The 20,413-nt window shown below is 65.3% G+C and carries 12 protein-coding genes, 2 tRNA genes and 3 rRNA genes; 11 read left to right on the forward strand and 6 right to left on the reverse strand.

The genetic code is table 11. The annotated features are described in order from the left end of the window. Positions 1-25: 25 nt before the first annotated feature. The 3 genes from dnaN to MEBOL_RS43675 all read left to right on the forward strand — a co-directional run bounded on the left by dnaN (position 26) and on the right by MEBOL_RS43675 (position 5,426). The gene (gene dnaN / locus MEBOL_RS18425; RefSeq protein ID WP_095978670.1) at positions 26-1,132 is read left to right on the forward strand and encodes a DNA polymerase III subunit beta; all 1,107 of its coding nucleotides are present in this window, start codon (positions 26-28) and stop codon (positions 1,130-1,132) included. An 8-nt stretch (positions 1,133-1,140) separates the two neighbouring features. Beyond that, positions 1,141-2,256, forward strand: a complete 1,116-nt coding sequence (locus tag MEBOL_RS18430; protein WP_157775173.1) for an acyltransferase family protein — start codon at positions 1,141-1,143, stop codon at positions 2,254-2,256. Between the two features lie 62 nt (positions 2,257-2,318). Then, positions 2,319-5,426, forward strand: a complete 3,108-nt coding sequence (locus tag MEBOL_RS43675; RefSeq protein WP_281256666.1) for a sensor histidine kinase — start codon at positions 2,319-2,321, stop codon at positions 5,424-5,426. Here the strand turns inward: MEBOL_RS43675 and MEBOL_RS18440 are convergent. From MEBOL_RS18440 to MEBOL_RS18450, 3 genes are all read right to left on the reverse strand, one after another. Beyond that, the gene (locus MEBOL_RS18440; RefSeq protein ID WP_095978673.1) at positions 5,423-6,487 is read right to left on the reverse strand and encodes a cysteine synthase A; all 1,065 of its coding nucleotides are present in this window, start codon (positions 6,485-6,487) and stop codon (positions 5,423-5,425) included. The genes MEBOL_RS43675 and MEBOL_RS18440 overlap by 4 nt on opposite strands. Before the next feature lie 56 nt (positions 6,488-6,543). Beyond that, complete coding sequence (locus tag MEBOL_RS18445) at positions 6,544-8,115, reverse strand: aromatic amino acid hydroxylase (protein WP_095978674.1); 1,572 nt, start codon at positions 8,113-8,115, stop codon at positions 6,544-6,546. A 71-nt stretch (positions 8,116-8,186) separates the two neighbouring features. Beyond that, positions 8,187-9,122, reverse strand: a complete 936-nt coding sequence (locus MEBOL_RS18450; RefSeq protein WP_179956427.1) for a LysR family transcriptional regulator — start codon at positions 9,120-9,122, stop codon at positions 8,187-8,189. Positions 9,123-10,237: 1,115 nt separating this feature from the next. Here MEBOL_RS18450 and MEBOL_RS18455 point away from each other — a divergent pair. The 6 genes from MEBOL_RS18455 (at position 10,238) to MEBOL_RS18480 (ending at position 16,363) form a co-directional block, all read left to right on the forward strand. Further along, a 16S ribosomal RNA gene (locus MEBOL_RS18455) occupies positions 10,238-11,773 on the forward strand. A 184-nt stretch (positions 11,774-11,957) separates the two neighbouring features. Beyond that, positions 11,958-12,034, forward strand: a tRNA-Ile gene (locus tag MEBOL_RS18460). 68 nt (positions 12,035-12,102) lie between these two features. Then, positions 12,103-12,175, forward strand: a tRNA-Ala gene (locus MEBOL_RS18465). A gap of 251 nt (positions 12,176-12,426) precedes the next feature. Beyond that, positions 12,427-15,393 (forward strand): 23S ribosomal RNA (locus MEBOL_RS18470). A gap of 187 nt (positions 15,394-15,580) precedes the next feature. After that, positions 15,581-15,697: ribosomal RNA gene (gene rrf / locus MEBOL_RS18475) — 5S ribosomal RNA — on the forward strand. The 16S, 23S and 5S rRNA genes sit together here with 2 tRNA genes alongside, the layout of an rRNA operon. 216 nt (positions 15,698-15,913) lie before the next feature. Then, positions 15,914-16,363, forward strand: a complete 450-nt coding sequence (locus MEBOL_RS18480) for a hypothetical protein (protein ID WP_095978676.1) — start codon at positions 15,914-15,916, stop codon at positions 16,361-16,363. 27 nt (positions 16,364-16,390) lie between these two features. Here MEBOL_RS18480 and MEBOL_RS18485 read toward each other — a convergent pair whose 3' ends face one another. Then, a complete protein-coding gene (locus MEBOL_RS18485) occupies positions 16,391-16,594 on the reverse strand; it encodes a SlyX family protein (RefSeq protein WP_095978677.1) in 204 nt (67 codons plus the stop codon). A 62-nt stretch (positions 16,595-16,656) separates the two neighbouring features. Between MEBOL_RS18485 and MEBOL_RS18490 the strand changes: the two genes are divergently transcribed. Further along, positions 16,657-16,953: a YfgM family protein gene (locus MEBOL_RS18490; RefSeq protein WP_095978678.1), complete on the forward strand. Its 297-nt coding sequence runs from the start codon at positions 16,657-16,659 to the stop codon at positions 16,951-16,953. Positions 16,954-16,968: 15 nt separating this feature from the next. Here MEBOL_RS18490 and MEBOL_RS18495 read toward each other — a convergent pair whose 3' ends face one another. Then, positions 16,969-17,895, reverse strand: coding sequence for a tetratricopeptide repeat protein (locus MEBOL_RS18495; protein ID WP_095982858.1), 927 nt, complete (start codon positions 17,893-17,895; stop codon positions 16,969-16,971). A gap of 82 nt (positions 17,896-17,977) precedes the next feature. Next, complete coding sequence (locus tag MEBOL_RS18500; protein WP_095978679.1) at positions 17,978-18,325, reverse strand: putative signal transducing protein; 348 nt, start codon at positions 18,323-18,325, stop codon at positions 17,978-17,980. Positions 18,326-18,484: 159 nt separating this feature from the next. Between MEBOL_RS18500 and MEBOL_RS18505 the strand changes: the two genes are divergently transcribed. Beyond that, positions 18,485-20,410, forward strand: a complete 1,926-nt coding sequence (locus MEBOL_RS18505; protein ID WP_170115537.1) for a sensor histidine kinase — start codon at positions 18,485-18,487, stop codon at positions 20,408-20,410. Positions 20,411-20,413 lie beyond the last annotated feature (3 nt).

Below are 20,413 nucleotides of genomic sequence, written 5' to 3' on the forward strand. Positions count from 1 at the left end.
CCCCGGTTCTTCAAGGTCCCCCGAGATGGAATTCCGCATCGCCGCCGATGAGCTGAAGAAGGCCCTCTACCGCGCCCAGGGCATCGTGGAGCGCAAGACGACGATGCCCATCCTCGCCAACGTGCTGCTCACCGCCCACAAGGCGGGGGTGACGGTGACGGCGTTCGACCTGGAGATCGGCATCGTCTCCGAGCACGCGGCCGAGGTCATCAAGCCGGGCGCGGTGACGCTGAGCGCCAAGTACGTCTTCGACATCGTGCAGAACTTGCCGGACGCCCAGGTCACGCTCAAGAAGCTGGCCAACAACTACGTGGAAATCACGAGTGGCCCGGCGCACTTCAAGATCGTCGGCACGGCGCCGGAGGAGTACCCGAAGCTGCCGCGCGAGGAGAGCGCGCCGCTCGTGCAGGTGACGGGCAACACGCTCCTGGAGATGATCAAGAAGACGCAGTTCGCCATCTCCACGGACGAGACGCGCTACATCCTCAACGGGGTGTTCTTCGAGCCGCAGGCGGGAGGCAAGGTGCGCATGGTGGCCACGGACGGTCACCGCCTGTCGCTGGTGGAGCGCGAGCTGCCGGGGGACTTCAAGCTCAAGAGCGGCGTCATCATCCCGCGCAAGGGCCTGATGGAGCTCAAGCGGCTCCTGGACGAGGCGCCGGACGCGGAGTGCCACCTGGGGTTCGCGGAGAACTCGGCGCTGTTCAAGAAGACGGGCCTCACCATGGTGATGCGGCTCATCGACGGCCAGTTCCCCGAGTACCAGCGCGTCATCCCCAAGGAGGGGGACAAGGCGGTGCTGGTGCCCAAGACGCGCCTGCTCGAGGGCCTCAAGCGCATCGCGCTGCTCAGCGCGGACAAGAGCTACGCGGTGCGCATCGGGCTGGCGGAGAACCAGCTGCTCATCACGGCGAACAACCCGGACCTGGGCGAGGCCAAGGACGCGCTGGACATCGCCTACCGGGGCGCGGGCATCACCATCGGCTTCAACGCGCGCTACCTGATCGACGTGCTGGGGGTGACGGACACGGACGAGGTGGCGTTCGAGCTGGGGGACGAGCACAGCCCGGGCGTGCTGCACGCGCCGGGGGACCGGAGCTTCACGGCCGTCGTGATGCCGATGCGCGTCTGAGCCGCTGAGTGGGTGGAGTGACTTCCCAGGAGTCCGTCGCCGCGCCGGTCGAGTCCCGCGATCACGGGCTCGATCGGGCCCGTGCCGTGGCCGTCATCGCCATGGTGATGGGCCACACGCTGGACGCGGTGTTGACGGACTCGGCCCGTCAGACGACGGGCATGATGGTGTACTGGTCCTTCCGGGCCGTGACGGCGCCCCTGTTCCTGTTCGTGGCGGGCTGGGCCTTCGCGACGACGGTGCGGCGCACGGGTGCGAAGGGCGCTCCGCTGTTGCGCCGCTACCTGCCGCGCGTGGGACTGCTGCTCTTCTGGGGCTACTTCCTGCGCTGGCCGGGTTGGGGCCTGGATGCCCTGTTCGCGGGCAAACTCGAGGTGTGGCAGCACTTCCTGGCCTTCGATGCGCTGCATGGCGTGGCCGGGGCGTTGCTCATGGGCTCGCTGGTGCTGTCGGTGGTGCATGAGCCCCGGGGGCGGGTGGCCGCGTTGAGCGGACTCGCGCTGGGGGTGCCCCTGGTGACGCCGTGGGTGCGCGCGGCGGTGAATGGTGGGGGCTTACCCCTGGCGTTGGAGCAGGCCCTGGCGGGCCGTACTTCCGCCTTCCCGCTGTTCCCCTGGTCGGCGTACTTCCTGGTGGGCGGCGTGACGGGGCTCGTCCTGGCGGGGGTGAAGCGGTTGCCGCACTGGCTCGTCCTGCTGGGCGCGGGCACGGGGCTGTTGGGCCTGGTGTCGCTGTGGGGAGGCGGGCCCCACTGGTTCGCTGATGTCACGCTGGTGCTGTGGCGGCTGGGTCTGGTGGCGGTGGTGGCGGGGCTCGCGATGCGGCTGCCGGCGCGCCTGGATGGAGGGCTCGGCCCGGTGGGGCGCGCGTCGCTCTGGGTGTACGTGGCGCACCTGCCCCTGGCGTATGGCTGGTCCACCTTCCCGGGCCTGGCGAGCCGGCTGGGCCGTTCGCGGGAAGCGCTGCCCGCGCTGGGTCTTGCCCTGTGCGTGCTCGCCATCTGCCTGGGCGTCACACTTCCCTTGAAGAAGCGCTACGGGCTTTGGCGCAAGCGCTCGAGCGGCGCTGCGGATGCGGAGGCAGCCATGGCATCCTCTGGGTCGCCTCGCCCACGAGATCCCTGACGCGTGATAAAGTGACCTCAAGGGTCGTGCGGCTCGGCCGCTGTGGAGAGGCCTTGAGCACCATGATGTTGTGTCGAATCGCCATGCTCCTCGGAGCGGCGCTGGTCGTGTCCGTGTCGGCCGCGGCGTGGAGCGCGGAACCGCCGGGCCGGGTGAACTTCCGGACCTACGGCGCGGAGTCGGGCATCCAGAATCAGGAGATCGGGTGGCTCGCCCAGGACGCGGAGGGCTTCGTGTGGGCCAGTGCCGCGGATGGGGTGTACCGCTTCGATGGAGCGCACTTCGACCGCTTCGGGGCGGAGTCCGGGGTGCCCTCGATGAGCGTGATGGAGCTGACGCTCGATGCGGTGGGGCACCTGATGCTGGTGACGCGCGCGGGCGTGGTGCGCTGGGAGGGAGGCCGCTTCGCCAGGGTGCCGATGCCGGGAGTGGACTCCCTGGTGTGGAGCGTCCGTCTGGACTCGAGCAAGCGCATGTGGGTGGGGAGCGAGCGGGGCTTGTACATGGAGGAGGCACCGGGACGCTTCGTGCTGGCGCCCGGGTGGCCGGGAGGCCCCGCCCTCAAGCTGTGGATGGATCCCTCGGACGCGCTGCAGGTCGTCTCCGAGCGGAGCCTGGTGAGCCGGGATCCCCAGGGGCACTGGTCGGTGTTCGAGGTGCCGGTGGCGCCGCGTTCCATGACCGCGGTGGTGCGGGATGGGCGGGGGCGGTTGTGGCTGAGCGGCGCGGGGTGGCTGGCCATGCAACCGAGGGCGGGCGCGCCACTCGAGGATCGCACGCCCCTCCTCAAGGGCCTGTCGGGGGCGGGCAACCGGCTGCGCGTGGGCCGTCGGGGTCAGCTCCAGGTGCCCAACAACATCGGCCTGCTGGAGGTGGAGGAGGAGCACTCGGAGCTGCGGCGGCTGGGTCTGCCCGAGCGCATCGCGCGCATGTGGGACGTGCTGGAGGACCGGCAGGACACGCTCTGGGTGGCGAGCATGGGCGTCAACCGCTCGTTGGGCCGGGGCCTGTGGAGTGTGCATGACTCGAGCACGGGGTTGCCGACGAGCATGACGTGGGGGGTGACCCGAGGGGGAGATGGGACGTTGTGGGTGGGGACCGACAGGGGGCTTTCCCACGGCACGGCCCGGGGGTGGGTGTCGGTGCCGGGGCTCGAGAGCTACTCCATCAAGTCGATCGTGGTGGAGGAGGACGGAGGCCTCTGGGCGGCGGGAACGCCCAGTGGGCTGCACCACTACACGCCGAGCACGGGCCAGCTGCGCACCTTTGGCGAGGAGTCCGGCTACTTCGCGCGCTACACCTTCAAGCTGCTGCGGGAGCCGGATGGAACGCTGTGGGCGGCCACCACCTCGGGCCTGCTGCGGGGCGTGCGGACGGAGGGCGGAGGGTGGTCCTTCGCACCCGCGATTCCCAATCCCGAGCGGGCGACGGTGCTGGGCGTGGGGCGTGACAGCCAGGGGCGCATCTGGGCCTCGGGGGATGGGCTCTATGTGCGCGAGGCGGGCGGCTTCCGGCGGCTGGGCAAGGCGGAGGGGCTGCTGGACGATCACCTCCGCTACCTGCTCGTGCGCCGGGACGATCGCGTGTGCGTGTCGTACCGGGAGCCCCAGGGGGTGAGCTGTTTCACCTATCGGGAGGGGCGGCTCACCGACGCGTCCCACCTGAGCCGGGGCTCGGGACTGCACAACGATGTCATCTACCAGTTGGGGGAGGACGTAGCGGGCCGGATGTGGGTGGGCACGGGGGCGGGGGTGATGTTGGTGGGCCCGGAAGGACCGCTCGAGTACTTCGACTCGACGAATGGCGCGCCGGGTGACGACTTCAGCAGCAACGCCTTCCTGGCGGACGAGGACGGCACGGTGTGGGTGGGCACCTCGAGCGGGCTTGGCCGCTTCGAGGGCGCGAGCTACACGGGCCCACCGCCGCCGCGCGTGGTGCTGTTGGAGACGCGCCTGGGCGAGCGCGTGTTCTCCCGGCCTCCGGAGGCGGGGCTGGTGGCCTCCCCGGGAGAGACGACGCTGGAGGTGCACTTCGCCGACCTGGAAACCAACGATGAAGGGGCGCTGGAGCACCAGGTGCGCCTGGTGGGGTTGGACACCTGGCACCCGGTGCAGGGGCGTGGGGTGCAGTACAGCGCGTTGCCTCCGGGGGGCTACCAGTTCGAGATGAGGGCGCGCCATGGAGGGGGCGCGTGGAGCGCCGTGGTGGGCTTTCCGCTGCGGGTCTTGCCGGCCTGGTGGGAGACGTGGTGGGCGAGGGGCCTGGGAGCGCTGTTGTTGGGGGCGGCCGGGGCGGGGGTGATGCGCTGGAGGAGCGTGGCGCTGCGGCGGCGCAACGTGGAGTTGGAGCGCCTGGTGGCGGCGCGCACCGCCGAACTCGCCCAGGAGCGCGAGAAGGTGGCCCAGGCGGAGAAGCTCTCGGCGATGGGACAGCTCATGGCGAGGCTGGCGCATGAGATCAACAACCCGCTCACGGCCATCCACAACAACCTGCCGCCGGTGCGCGAGTACTTCGAGCAGCAGGCCGAGGCGTTGTCGCGCTGTCGCAAGCGGCTCTCGGGGTGCCCGGAGGACGCGGCCGAGGTGGCGAAGTGGTGGCGGGAGTTGGATCTCGACTTCGTGCTGAAGGACACGCCGGAGGCGCTGGAGGCGATGCGCTTCGCCACCGAGCGCATCCGCTCCATTCAGGCGGACCTGAGGGCGTTCCTGCGCGGCGAGCGCCCGCGGCTGGAGCCGGGAGACGTCAACCGCACGGTGAATGACACGGTGGAGTTCGTGCGGCGCTCGCTGCCGCCGGGCACGCGGGTGGACGTGCGGTGCGGCGACGTGCCGAGCGTGGCCTTCCATGCGGGGCAATTGGGCCAGGTGTTGCTCAACCTCTTGCGCAATGCCCTGGACGCGGTGGGCGAGGGGGGCGCGGTGCGGGTGAGCACGGAGGTGCGGGCGGGCCGGGTGGAGGTGGTGGTGGCGGATGACGGCCCGGGAGTGCCCCCCGAGTTGCGCTCGCGCATCTTCGAGCCCTTCTTCACCACGAAGGACGTGGGCCAGGGCTCGGGGCTGGGGCTGGCCATCTGCCGGCAGATCATCGCGGAGAACCACGGCGGCACGCTGGAACTGGACGAGTCGGTGCCCCGGGGGGCGTGCTTCCGGGTAGGGCTGCCCCTCAACTAGGGGGACTTGGGCACGAGCACGTCGCGCAGGAGGGAGCGGGCCAGGGACGGCTCCGCATCGGCCTCCAACCAGGGAGGGACGGGCAGACCCTTGGAGCGCAGGAAGGTGGGATTGAAGAGGCGGCTCGCGTAGCGGGTACCGGAGTCACAGAGGAGGGTGACAATGGTGTGCCCGGGCCCGAGCTTCCGGGCGAGCCGGATGGCGCCCGCGACGTTGATGGCGCTGGAGCCGCCGAGGCACAGGCCCTCGTGCTCGAGCAGCTCGAAGAGGAGGGGAATGGCCTCGGTGTCTGGGATTTGAAAGGCCACGTCGATGGGGGCGCCCTCGAGGTTGGCGGTGATGCGGCCCTGGCCGATGCCCTCGGTGATGGAGGAGCCCTCGGACTTGAGCTCGCCATGGGCGTAGTAGTGGTAGAGGGCGGCGCCGAGGGGGTCGGCGAGCGCGATGACGACGCGGGGGTCGCGCGCCTTGAGGGCGAGTCCCACGCCGGCGAGTGTTCCGCCGGAGCCCACGGCGGAGACGAAACCGTCGATGCGGCCCTGGGTCTGGTCCCAGATTTCGGGGCCGGTGGTTTCCTGGTGGGCCTGGCGGTTGGCGACGTTGTCGAACTGGTTGGCCCAGAGGGCGCCGTGGGGTTCGCGGGCGTTGAGGGCCTCGGCGAGGCGGCCGGAGACCTTCACGTAGTTGTTGGGCTCCTTGTAGGGGACGGCGGGCACCTCGATCAGCTCGGCGCCGACGGAGCGCAGGGTGTCCTTTTTCTCCTGGCTCTGGGTGTCGGGGATGACGATGACGGTGCGGTGTCCGAGGGCATGGCCCACGAGCGCGAGCCCGATGCCAGTGTTGCCGGCGGTGCCCTCGACGATGACGCCGCCGGGGCGGAGGGTGCCGCGGGCGAGGGCATCCCGGACGATGAAGAGGGCGGCGCGGTCCTTGACGGACTGACCGGGGTTGAGGAACTCGGCCTTGCCGAGGATGGTGCAACCCGTCAGCTCGGAGGCGCGGCGCAGCTTGATGAGGGGGGTGTTGCCAATGGCCGCGAGGACGTCGGGGAGGGGGTGCATGGCGGGGTGCGACCGTACTGCGGGGCCCGGGGAGGGCTCAAGCGGCCCTCCTGGGCTCAGGCGCGGGGAGCGCGCAGCTCGTCGACTTCCTGGCGCAGGAGCCATTCCTCGGGGAAGGCGGTGGTGGCGCGGGAGAGCTGTTCCAGGCGCTTGGAGTCGAAGGATTTCGACTCCCGAAGGGTACGCACCTCGCGGTAGAGGGCGGCGAGCGAGGGGTGGAGGGCGGAGGCCTTCCTGGCGCGGGCCAGGGATTCGCCCTCGCCCTCGGTGAAGGCGTTGAGCTCGCCGAACCAGTGGTCCCACGCGCCGGGATCGGCGGGGCCGCCGGCGACGGAGGGCAGGCCGGTGGAGAGGAAGAGCTGGGCCACGTTGGGCAGCTCGATGGGCTGGCCCGCGAGGGTGCCGCGCAGGTTGAGCACTTCACCGCCGCCCACGGCGAAGCCCTGGAGCGTGAGGCCGCTGGCGAGCTCCACCCGGAAGTCACCCCGCTCGGGGAGTTGGCCCTCGCCAAATGCCACGAGGGCGAGGCCGGGCCACGGCTTGGAGTCGGAGTGGCCACCGCGCGACAGCATGACGGGACCTTCCAGGCGTACGAGGGCGGTGGAGAGCCCCTCGGCCACGGGCTGGGCGCCGGGGAGCGCCTCGACGACGCGGGCGGTCAGCTCGCGCCCATCGGCGAGGACGAGGTGATTGACCGTGCGGGCGCGGATGGCCTCCTGGAGGCCGTAGTCTCCGCCTCGCTTCCAGGCGAGCGTGGATTCGAACGCCTCGAGCACCTCGAAGAGGTGTTCGAAGTCGCGGGCCACGAAGAGCTGGGGCTGCATCCGGGTGATGTCGTACTCGGTGTCGGCGCACGCGGTGCTGAGAGGGACCTTCTTCACCTCGGAGGTGAGGCAGTGCTGGGCCTCGCCGATGCTGGAGAGGAGGCCGGCACCATAGATGCGGGGGGCGTCGAGGGAGCCGATGAGTCCATATTCGGCGGTCCACCAGTAGAGGCGCGAGGCGCGGGTGCTCTCGCTGACATAGCGGCGGCTCTGGTTGGCGGCCTGGAGGCGGGCCTCGGCGTGCTGGATTTCGGCGGGAGTGGCGGTGGGGTCTTCCTTCACGATGCTGAGGTGGCGGATGGCCTGGAAGACGGCCTCGTCCTCGATGGTGGAGATGGACTTGAAGCCCACGAGTCCGCAGCGCTTGAGGTATTCGGCGTAGCGGGTGTTGGCGATGATGGGGGCGTGACCGGCGCTCTCGTGGATGATGTCGGGAGCGGGGGTGTACTGGATGTGCTCGTGGGTGCGGATGTCGGCGGCGATGGCGAGCACCCCCAGGGACTGCAACTCGGTGAACACGGCGGGGGGGATGAAGCCGCGCACGCTCACGGCCCCCCAACCGAGCCTGGCGAGCCGTTCATTCATCTCGTCCATGCTGGGGATGCGATCCACGCCGATGCCCGTGGCCTCCAGCCCCTCGATGTAGACGGGATGGGCCTTGGTGGCGAGGTGGCTGCGAAGCTGTCCGAGGATGTGGCGCCACACGGCCTGGTCCCTGGGCGTATAGGAAGCGTAGTCCTGGCTCACCACATAGCGGCGGAGGTGAGCGGGCAGACGAGCGAGGGTCCGTTCGGTGGCGTTCATCGGTATTCCTCCCGGGTACCCCAAATCTAGGGATGAAACGGGGTGGCGGAAATCCGATAAAAAACGACGTCCTAGTCGCTTTTCCGTCGTTTCGACGCGAGGCGCTGACGCAGTCCGGCGAGGACCTTCTGGGCGGCTTCGGAACTCACGCCGCCGGAGGATTGGAGCGCCACTACCTCAACAGCCTGGGGTGTCTCTTCGCGCAGGAGCCAGACGCAGAGATCCTCGGGGAAGGAGCGCAGCAGCCGCAGGTCGGGGGCGATGGCGCAGGCCTGGTAGGCGCGCAGCATGTCGAAGAGGAGGAGGAAGCTCTGCACGCGAGCCACCTCGCGTACGGACACGGCGTGGGCGGTGAAGCGAGCGCTGTTGGCGGCGCCGTAGGGATCATCGCGTTGCCAGTCCACGAAGAGCTGGTCGGAGAGATCTCGCACATGGAGTGAGCGTCGGCCGCGATGACGGGAAGCGAGGGGGTTGTCTGGGCCGGAGAGCACGACGAAGGGCAGGTGCAGGAGGGATTCGGCCTCGACGCCGCGATGGGGCGGGAGAGGAGTGAAGTCCACGGCGAGGTCGAGCTGGTTCGTCTGGACCTGGCGCACGAGCTCGAAGGTGCTGCCGAAGCTGACTTCCAACTTGATGTGAGCGCGAGCGACGTCCCCGGCGATGCCGGCGAGGAGGAAATGGGAGAGGGTGGGGTTGAGGCCGAGGCGCAAGCTGGGCTCGGCGCTCGCGAGGTCGCGAAGACGCTTGAGGTCGAGTTGGTGGAGGGGGGTTTGAGTGCCCTCGTAGAGCCTTTCCCCACGGGCGGTGAGCTGGATGCGGCGGCCTGGACCGCGCTCGAGAAGGGGTTGCCCATCGGCGAGGGCATCCTCGAGCGCGCGCAGATGTTCGCTGACGACGGATCGGGCGACACCGAGGTGCTCGGCGGCACCTTCCAGGCTGCCGGACTCGACAGCGGCCGCGAAGGATTCGAGCCAGACGAGGTGCCGGGGGAGCTTACGAGGAGGCATCGGAGTCATCCTGCCAAGGAAGAGGGCGTGCTTCGGGCCAGGCGCCAATGTGCGCCAGCTTCAGTCCCTATAGTGGAGTGCGTTCGCTGGGTGCCTCGCGAATCGCGCTGCGCGAACTCAGGCGGGACATTGAGGGGCGCGCAGGCGCGGCATTCGGCGCCTGCCTGGCGGGAGGACGACCTCCTGACGTCCTCCGAGGGTCGCGCAACATCCACTCAGCCGGCGGGAGGGGCGGGAAGAAAAGCGCGGGAGAAGGCGGTTGACACCCAACGCGACGATGGTAGAAGCCGCGCCCCTTCGAACGGGTTGGCGAAACCGCGCTGGCGGTGGGACGGCGTTCGAGGCGCAGAGAAATAAAGAGTCGACGCAGTGGGGTTGACTCGAAACGCGGTGGTGGTAGAAGCCGCGTCCCCCGAGCGAAGCGGGTGTCGCGCAGGCGACAGTCGGCCGGGAGGGGGAAGCACCGGAGTCAACGAAGGGAGTTGACACGGAGGAGGGCGCGGGGCTAGAAGGCGCGCCCCCACGGACGGGAAGGCGAAACCGCACTGGCGGTGGGGACCTCCGGACGCAGCAGGGACAGAGGAAATAAGACGTCAACGAAACGAAGTTGACTCGAATGGCGGCGGTGATAGAAGCCGCCTCCCGCTGAACCGAAAAGGCCGCGCAAGCGACGCTGGACGGGCAGCAGGAAAAACGAGTCGACGAAGCGAGTTGACAGCGGCGGCGGAAAGGCAGTAGGTTCCGCGCCCCTTCGGAAGAAGAAAGCGAAAGCGGACTTCGAGACGAAGCGAAGCGGGGAAGACGAAGTCACAACGGTGACTTGACAGTCGAGCCGGTTCGGAAGTAGAGAAGGCAGCCCGCGCAGCAAGGCGGGACGGCGCCGAAAGGCGAAGCCGACGGTAGCACAGCAGCAGGCCCGCGACAAGCGGTTCGGTCTTTGAAAACCAGATAGCAAGCCCAAAGAAGACAGATTGCGGAAACCGCAGTCAATTCTTGGCAGTAACGGAGTCCGAAGGCGAGTCGGCGAGAGTCGATTGGCAGGACTCCGATGAACAGCGAAGTCAGGCAACCCCTTAGCCGGGACCTGGCCAAGCCGGTTCAACCCTTCAAAAATTCAATTGGAGAGTTTGATCCTGGCTCAGAACGAACGCTGGCGGCGTGCCTAACACATGCAAGTCGAGCGCGAATGGAGCAATCCTAGTAGAGCGGCGCACGGGTGCGTAACACGTGGGTAATCTGCCTGGGTGTCTGGGATAACCAGTCGAAAGATTGGCTAATACCGGATGAGCCCCCGGGAGCTTCGGCTCTTGAGGGAAAAGGTGGCCTCTGTATACAAGCTATCACACCCAGATGAGCCCGCGGCCCATCAGCTAGTTGGCGGGGTAATGGCCCACCAAGGCGACGACGGGTAGCTGGTCTGAGAGGACGATCAGCCACACTGGAACTGAGACACGGTCCAGACTCCTACGGGAGGCAGCAGTGGGGAATTTTGCGCAATGGGCGAAAGCCTGACGCAGCAACGCCGCGTGTGTGATGAAGGTCTTTGGATTGTAAAGCACTTTCGACCGGGACGAAAACCCCCTGGCTAATACTCAGGGGCTTGACGGTACCGGGAGAAGAAGCACCGGCTAACTCTGTGCCAGCAGCCGCGGTAATACAGAGGGTGCAAGCGTTGTTCGGAATTATTGGGCGTAAAGCGCGTGTAGGCGGCTTTGCAAGTCGGATGTGAAAGCCCTCGGCTCAACCGAGGAAGTGCGTTCGAAACTGCAGAGCTTGAGTGCCGGAGAGGGTGGCGGAATTCCCCAAGTAGAGGTGAAATTCGTAGATATGGGGAGGAACACCGGTGGCGAAGGCGGCCACCTGGACGGTGACTGACGCTGAGACGCGAAAGCGTGGGTAGCAAACAGGATTAGATACCCTGGTAGTCCACGCCGTAAACGATGAGAACTAGGTGTCGTGGGTGTTGACCCCCGCGGTGCCGTAGCTAACGCATTAAGTTCTCCGCCTGGGAAGTACGGTCGCAAGACTAAAACTCAAAGGAATTGACGGGGGCCCGCACAAGCGGTGGAGCATGTGGTTTAATTCGACGCAACGCGCAGAACCTTACCTGGTCTTGACATCCTCGGAACCTCTCAGAGATGAGGGGGTGCCCGCAAGGGAACCGAGAGACAGGTGCTGCATGGCTGTCGTCAGCTCGTGTCGTGAGATGTTGGGTTAAGTCCCGCAACGAGCGCAACCCTCGCCTTTAGTTGCCACGCAAGTGGATCTCTAGAGGGACTGCCGGTGTTAAACCGGAGGAAGGTGGGGATGACGTCAAGTCCTCATGGCCTTTATGACCAGGGCTACACACGTGCTACAATGGCCGGTACAAAGCGTTGCCAACTCGCGAGAGGGAGCTAATCGCATAAAACCGGTCTCAGTTCAGATTGGAGTCTGCAACTCGACTCCATGAAGGCGGAATCGCTAGTAATCGCAGATCAGCACGCTGCGGTGAATACGTTCCCGGGCCTTGTACACACCGCCCGTCACACCATGGGAGTCGATTGCTCCAGAAGTCATCTCACCAAGAGGTGCCCAAGGAGTGGTCGGTAACTGGGGTGAAGTCGTAACAAGGTAGCCGTAGGGGAACCTGCGGCTGGATCACCTCCTTTCTAAGGAGACCGGGTACACGGTGAGCGCTTCGGCGCCACAGGGTGTACCAGCCACTTCGGTGGCCGAGGTCGACCAGGTCAACGTTTCTGCAATACTGTCGAGGGCTTGCTGTCTGGTTTTGAGAGGCTGAGCCGAAGGGGCTCGGTTCTTTGAAAGAATTGGACGCTGTGAGGGAAATCCACTGGGCCTATAGCTCAGCTGGCTAGAGCGCGCGCCTGATAAGCGCGAGGTCGGTGGTTCAAGTCCACCTAGGCCCACCAGTCTCCCAAGAGGGGAGGAGGGGTGACGCGAAGACGGCCGGCAAAGTGGGTGCCTACGACACATTACTGGGGCTGTAGCTCAGTTGGGAGAGCGCTAGCTTTGCAAGCTAGATGTCGTCGGTTCGATCCCGTCCAGCTCCACAGGTTGTCCGACATGGAAACACGTCGGAAGCGTTCTTTGACAAGTGCATACGAAGGGTAGAAATCAATTTCTGCTGAGAAGTTCTTGCGTGAAGCGGGAGGCAGTCAGGCTGCGAGAGCGGCCCGGCGGCACGAAGCTCACGCACTCAAGCAAGTGAAGTTTTTCGGGTCCGCGACGAAGAGTCGGGGCCTGGAGCCTGGTCTCGAAACCAAGGAAACCGCCGGGAGGCGGGCTTCTGAGAGATTCAGGTAAGTAAGCTACTAAGGGCGTGCGGTGGATGCCTAGGTGCCAAGAGGCGAAGAAGGACGTGGGTGGCTGCGAAAAGCTCCGGGGAGTTGCCAACCGAACGTTGAGCCGGAGATGTCCGAATGGGGAAACCCAGCGAGGTGAAAGCCTCGTTACCTCGGCCTGAATAAATAGGGCCGAAGGAGCGAACCAGGGGAAGTGAAACATCTCAGTACCCTGAGGAGAAGAAAACAACGAGTGATTCCCAGAGTAGCGGCGAGCGAAATGGGAGGAGCCTAAACCGGTGTCATGAAAATGGCATCGGGGTTGCGGGTCCACGGTAGGACCTTTGTCTGTTAGCGGAACCACCTGGAAAGGTGGACCAGAGAGCGTGATAGTCGCGTACGCGAAAACGGACGGAGGCCGAGTGGGGTACCCAAGTAGGGCGGGACACGTGCAATCCTGCCTGAATCCGCCGGGACCATCCGGTAAGGCTAAATACTCCTTGGCGACCGATAGTGAACTAGTACCGCGAGGGAAAGGTGAAAAGAACCCCAGTGAGGGGAGTCAAAAGAACCTGAAACCGCATGTCTACAAGCAGTCCGAGCACTACGGGGCAACCCAGTGCGAGGGCGTACCTTTTGCATCATGATTCGGCGACTTAATGTACGTAGCGAGGCTAAGCCGATAGGTGGAGCCGGAGCGAAAGCGAGTCCGAAACGGGCGAATGAGTTGCGTGCATTATAACCCGAAGCGGGGTGATCTACACATGGCCAGGTTGAAGTGAGGGTAACACCTCATGGAGGACCGAACTCATGAAAGTTGAAAATTTCTGGGATGAGCTGTGTGTAGGGGTGAAAGGCCAATCAAACTCCGTGATAGCTGGTTCTCCCCGAAAGATATTTAGGTATCGTCTCGAGGAATTCAATACTGGAGGTAGAGCACTGGAACGGCTAGGGGTCTCACCAGATTACCAAACCGTACCAAACTCCGAATGCCAGTACTTGTTATCTCGGGAAGCAGTCAGTGGGTGATAACGTCCATTGGCAAGAGGGGAATAACCCAGACCGACAGCTAAGGCCCCCAAGTCTAGTCTAAGTGAACACTAGAAAGGATGTGGCAGGTCATTGACAACCAGGAGGTTGGCTTAGAAGCAGCCATCCTTTAAAGAAAGCGTAATAGCTCACTGGTCGAGACAGGCCGCGCCGAAAATGTAACGGGGCTCAAGACTAGCGCCGAAGCTTCGGATTGCATGCGTCAGGCGCATGCAGTGGTAGGGGAGCGTTGCAACAGCTGAGAAGCTAGACCGCAAGGGCTGGTGGAGCGGTTGCGAGTGCTGATGCCGAAATGAGTAGCGATAAAGGGGGTGGGAAACCCCCTCGCCGTAAACCCAAGGTTTCCTGGGTCAAGTTAATCTTCCCAGGGTTAGCCGGGACCTAAGCCGAGGCCGAAAGGCGTAGGTGATGGCAAGCAGGTTAATATTCCTGCGCCATCTTGTAGACGTTGAACCGAGGAAGGACGGAGAAAGCTAGGCGAGCTGACCGGTGGTTGTGTCAGTCCAAAGGCGTAGGGGTGTCGCGTACGAATAAAGGCGCGGCAGCTATCCCCGAGACCCCATGGCCCCCCTCACGGGGCAAGTCGCTGATGCTCGGCTTCCAAGAAAAGTTCCGCGGGGAGTCTACAGGGTGTCCGTACCGCAAACCGACACAGGTGGGTGAGGAGAAAATCCTAAGGCGCTTGAGAGAACTCTCCTCCAAGGAACTAGGCAAATTTCCACCGTAACTTCGGAAGAAGGTGGGCCCCTGGTAGGTGTAGGCGTACAGCCGAAGCCCAGAGGGGTTGCAGAGAAATGGCGGTAGCGACTGTTTACCAAAAACACAGGACTCTGCGAAGGCAAGAAGCCGACGTATAGGGTCTGACTCCTGCCCGGTGCTGGAAGGTTAAGGGGATTCGTCAGCCGCAAGGTGAAGCGATGATCCGAAGCCCCAGTAAACGGCGGCCGTAACTATAACGGTCCTAAGGTAGCGAAATTCCTTGTCGGGTAAGTTCCGACCTGCACGAATGGAGTAACGACTTCCGCGCTGTCTCGGAGAGGGACTCAGCGAAATTGAAATAGCTGTGCCGATGCAGTTTACCCGCAGCAAGACGGAAAGACCCCGTGAACCTTTACTACAACTTGACAGTGACACTAGGGTTCGACTGTGTAGGATAGGTGGGAGCCTTTGAAGCCGGGCCGCTAGGTTCGGTGGAGGCAACGGTGAAATACCACCCTGTCGGATTCTGGTGTCTAACCATGCTCCCTTACCGGGAGTTGGAACACTGTCTGGTGGGTAGTTTGACTGGGGCGGTCGCCTCCCAAAACGTAACGGAGGCGCGCGATGGTTCCCTCAGCCCGATTGGAAACCGGGCGGCGAGTGCAATGGCATAAGGGAGCTTGACTGCGAGACGGACACGTCGAGCAGGTGCGAAAGCAGGTCATAGTGATCCGGTGGTCCTGAATGGAAGGGCCATCGCTCAACGGATAAAAGGTACTCCGGGGATAACAGGCTTATCTCCCCCAAGAGTTCACATCGACGGGGAGGTTTGGCACCTCGATGTCGGCTCATCGCATCCTGGGGCTGGAGCAGGTCCCAAGGGTTTGGCTGTTCGCCAATTAAAGCGGTACGCGAGCTGGGTTCAAAACGTCGTGAGACAGTTTGGTCCCTATCTGCTGTGGGCGTAGGATACTTGAGAGGCTCTGACCTTAGTACGAGAGGACCGGGTTGGAGACACCGCTGGTGTACCAGTTGTCTCGCCAGAGGCATCGCTGGGTAGCCATGTGTCGATTGGATAACCGCTGAAAGCATCTAAGCGGGAAACCGACCTCGAGAATAGGTATCCCGGGCGCAAGCCCCAGAAGACCCGTCGAAGACGACGACGTTGATAGGCCGGGTGTGTAAGCGTGGTAACACGTTGAGCTAACCGGTACTAATAGGTCGAGAGGCTTACTTTACCTCAATCTCTTAGGAGCTCCCGCCAGGTTGGGAGGTGTCCGAGGAGTCGAGGCCAGGTTCGAGGCCCCGTGCGCGTCCCCTCCCAGAGGGAGACAAGGCGCCGGGCCCGGAAGACGGCACTTGCGAGCTTCGCAGCCGGAGTTGATTTCCCTACCCTTCGTATGGACTTGAGACGGACACCAGTTTTCCGGTGGCAATGTCGGAGGGGTCCCACCCGTTCCCATCCCGAACACGGAAGTTAAGCCCTCCAGAGCCGATGGTACTCCGCGGGAAACCGCGCGGGAGAGTAGGTCGCTGCCGGATTTTTTTCTCTTGAAGGCCCCGAGCCTCCACCCCACGGTGGTCGCTCGGGGCCTTCTCCTTTGCGGGCTTCTCCCGGGGGCCGGCTCCTCTCCCCGCGCGCGTTTGTCTCGCGACAATACGCCTGGGGAGTGATGAGCTTTTCATCTTCAGACTGGCAGTGCTTCTCCAGGCTTGATTGATTGGCATTTCATCCACTCAGCCTGGAGCGCCTCACTCATGAACCCGCTGCTTCGTCCCGTTGTCGGTGGTCTCCTCGCGCTCGCCGTATGCCTTACGCCCACGCAGTCCGAGGCGAGGACGGATTTCCGTCTCACGCTGGGCGCTGACTACCAGTTCGACAACGGAGCCTTCTTCGATCTCATGGGCTCCGTGGATCTGGTCTTCGTGGGACCGCTCTCCGTGGGAGCTCGCTTCGGTGCGTTGCTCACCACCACGCCCAACTCCCTGGGTATCCCACTCGACTTCGATCTGCGTATCACCCCCAGGAACACCCCCATCTATATCGAGGGGCTCGTGGGTCCCTGGATCCTCTTCACGGGGAAGGCCTTGCGCGCCCATGCCGCCTTCGGTTTTGGCTACCAGGGCCGTTCGGCCAGCGTCGGCCTCGAGATCGGCTATCTCGACCCCTCTCCCCACATCGGTCTGCGGGTGGGTTGGCGCTTCTGACCCACGTGCGCGGGATCGCTCCTCCCTTCAGTAGTGGGGGGGGCGTTCCTGCTGACGTGCATCCACCAGCCCAGGTTCGTCCGCGAGCTTCTTCTTCAAGAGCTCCAATTCGGCACGCAGGCTGTCCAATTCGCGCCGCTGCTCGTACAGCACGCCGCTCAGTTCCTGCAGCAACTCCTGCTGCTGCATGTAGCGCAGCTCCAGTTCCACGATTCGCGACTCGTCGTCCATGTTCCCTGGGATAACCCGCCTCCGGCCGCGTTGTCCTCCCTCCTGTTTCCAGTGAGTTCACCATGGATGCGTCTCGTCACCTCCTGCGTGCGCGTGAGCTCCTCCAGCGGGGCCGGCCTGAACTCGCTGAATCCGCCTTGAGTGATGCCATCGACGCCGCGGTCCAGGCCGAGGACCTGGTCTTGCTCACCCAGGCGCGCATGGCCCTCGGAGCACTGTTGGTCGAACAGCAGCGGGAGGATGAGGCCGTCGCCTTTCTTCAAGCCGTCGTCCGGACCGAGATCGCCAGTGGCGTCGTCGACAGCGAGGTGAAGTCCGCCGCGCGGTTGCTCCGGCGGATCCGCGGCATCCCCGAGTGACCGGAAACGGTCTCGTCAGCGAGTGCCGCAAGCGCTCTGCACGGCGCCAAGCTTCTCGGGAAAGCGCCGCTCGAGGTCCATCCGCGTCACCGTCATGTCGTTTACCCGGCCCGTCCGCCGTTGAATCTCGCACAGCGCCGACAGGGCCCTCATGCTCGTCATGTCCAGGCGATCCGCCTCCCGTAACGCCTCCTCCGCTGCCTCGATGTCCCCCAGGCGGTACTCCGTGAGGCCCAGGTGGTAGTAGGCCGGGGCCAATTTCGGATCCTCTTCCACCGCTCGGGCGAAAAGCCGTCGTCCCTCCTCCAGCCGCCCCTGTGCCACTCGGACCAGTCCCTGCTCCACCCACAGGCGTGACTTTCCGAGGAGCCGTGCCTGTGTCTCGAGCACCTTGATCGCCTCCTCACCCCTCGAGGTGGCGCTCAGCAGCCTCGCGTACCTCACTCCGACGCCTTCTCGCCCCGGCGCCTTCCGGTACGCCTCCTCCACCGCTTTCAACGCGCCTTCCACGTCGCCGTCCCGCTCGTGGAAGTCCGCTCGCAGCAGCGCCGCCCGGGGATCTTCCGGTGAGAGTTCTTCCGCTCGCTGGAGCGATTCCTCCTCGCACCGCTTCATCCGCTGCCCATGGCAGATCCGTGCCAGCAACAGCTGCGTCTCCTCGGATCCTGGCTCCTTGCTCTCCGCGGCTTTCGCCAGCTCGTAGGCGTCCAGCGGCGAGCCCTCGCGCAGCAGTTCCGCCGCTTCCCTCAGGTTCGCTCCCGTTGCTTTCGGGTGCTCCTTGAGCGGCTTGAGCAGCGTCACTCGCTTGGCCGAGTCCGGAATCGCCCGCGCGATCGACAGCTCCTGCTCCGGCATGTTCCTCGGGAGCAACAACATCAACAGGTGAAGCACCAGGGCCACCAGGCACACGAGCAGCGCCTTCTTCGCGCTTCGATTCCACATGGATCGCTTCGCTCGGGTTTCTTCGGCGGGCGGCTCGTTCAACACGGGATCTCGATTCCAGGTCATCCGTCTCGACGGGTCCTCAGGACACCGCTCGCAGGCAGGGTCTCGGCACTTCCGGCAAATCCTCCCCACAGCTCCAACACAGCTCGAAATTGCCTGGATTCTCCTCCCGACAGCGCGGACAGCCCACCGTCCTCCTGGCTTTCTCCCCATCCGCCTCCAGTTCCGCCAGCAATTCCTTCGCTCGCGCGACTTCCTCCTCCGGAAGCCACAACTCCACCCACGTCTCCGTGTTCGGAATCTCCCCTCCCAGGGGGGCCAACGTCTCTCCTCTCACCTCGACCGAGAATCCCGAGCCCGACAACAATCCTTCCTGGAGCCTTGCCTCGCCCACTGTCCGGTGGACCGTGAACCGCACTCGCCTCATGGCTTCTTCTCTCGCATGGCCCCGCCTTCCCCGCAACACGGCCTGGAGCCTCGGTTTCCCCTCGTTCCGGGCCCCCCTCCTGGTCGAGTGCTCGGGCGGACAGGTAGACTTTTCGCGCTCTACCCGGAGCGTCGCGGTCTTCCCAGCCGGGCTCGCGCCATGGTCCTTTCTTCCCGTCACCCTCGTGCATCGCGTCTTGGCCCCGCTGCGCTCCAGGGGGGTCTCGCCCTGCTCGTCACCGGCCTGGCGTTCCTCGTCGATTCTTCCTTCCCTCGTGGACTCGCCTCCTCTCCGTCCTTCCTCCTCCTCGCGGCCGTCCTCGGCTCCGCCTGGTGGGGCGGGCTCGGACCCGCGCTCCTCGCCACCGCCGCTTCGATCGTCCTTCCCCTCGTCTTCTCCGGCGAACCGCTCGTCCCGTCGTCCGCCCTCATCTCTGGGGTGTTCTTCGCGGGCCTCGCCGTGCCCATCTCCTGGGCCGCCCGCCATGTGCGCACCTCCCTCCAGGCCGCTCAGCGCGAGCGTCATGTGCTCTCCCTCACCCTGCGCACCATCGGCGAGGCCGTCATCTCCACCGACTCCCAGGGGCTCGTGCGCTTCATCAACCCCGTGGCCGTTTCCCTCACCGGTTGGTCCATCTCCGAAGCGCTGGGCCAGCCCCTCGCGCGCGTGCTGTCGCTCGTGGACCCCTCTACCCAGGAGCCCGTCCCGCCCCACCTCTGCTCGGATGACGAGGCACGCTCCATTTCCGGAGGCCACCTCGTCCTCCTGCGCTCACGCTCCGGCGCCGAGCTTTCCGTCGAGCATGTCGCCATCCCGCTCGCGGAGTTCCCGGGCGGTCCATGTGGCAGCCTCGTCGTCTTTCGCGACATCTCCGCCCGCTTCCGCGAGGAGCAGGAGCGCGCCCAGCTCCTCGCCCGTGAGCACGACGCCCACCTGCAGGTCGAGGCCCAACGCAAACGGCTGGAAACCCTCTTCCTCCAGGCCCCCGTCGCCATCTGTCTCACCCGCGGCGCCGAGCACATCGTCGAGCTCGTCAATCCCCTGTGCCGCACCCTCGTGGGCGATCATCTGCGTCCCGGTCATGCCGTGCGCGACACCGTCTCCGGGTTGGATCTCCACCTGCTCGACGAGGTCTTCCGCACCGGTATGCCCTTCGTGGGTCATGAGGTGCCCCTGCTCGCCGACTACTCCGGCACCGGCCACCCCGAGGTGAAGTACTTCGATTTCACCTTGCAGCCCTGGCGCGGCGTCGAGGGCGACATCCTTGGGATCATGGGGGTGTGCGCCGAGGTCACCGAACAGGTGCTCGTCCGCCGCGAGATGGAGACGCTCACCGCGGATCTCCAGAAGGCCCTCCAGATCCGCGATGACTTCCTCTCCGTGGCCTCGCACGAGCTCAAGACGCCCCTGACCTCGCTCCAGCTCCAGCTCCAACTGTTGTGGCGCTCGCTTCCCGAGACCGATGCCCAGGGACGTCCCCACCCGGCTCGCCAGCGCATCGAGGCCACCCGCCGGCCCGCCGAACGGCTCCACAAGCTCGTCAATACCCTGCTCGACGTCTCGCGCATCCGCGCCGATCGGCTCGCGCTCGAGCCCGAGACCGTGGACGTCGCCGCGCTCCTCCGGGACGTCGTCGCTCGCGCCGAGGCCGATGCCGTGGGCGCCGGCTGCACCCTCCACCTCGCGCCCAGTCCTCCCATCGTCGGACATTGGGACAGGCTGCGGCTCGAGCAGGTCGTCACCAACCTCCTCTCCAACGCCATCAAATACGGCGCCTCCCACCCCGTGGAACTCGCCGTCCACCAGGAAGGTGCCGTCGCCCATCTCACCGTGCGCGACCATGGCATTGGCATCGGTCCCGAGGATCAGGCTCGCATCTTCCAACGCTTCGAGCGCGCCGTCTCCGAGCGCCATTACGGCGGCTTCGGGCTCGGTCTGTGGATCTGCAAGCAGATCGTCGACTCGCTCGGCGGGGACATCCGCGTGCGGAGCCAGCCCGGTCAGGGCGCCACCTTCACCGTGTCACTTCCGCTCGCGCCGCCCGCCCGGCCCCGGACGGAGGGGGTCTCCCCCGTCGCGGTGTGACGA

The organism is Melittangium boletus DSM 14713 (assembly GCF_002305855.1).
GTDB classification, from domain to species: Bacteria; Myxococcota; Myxococcia; order Myxococcales; family Myxococcaceae; genus Cystobacter; species Cystobacter boletus.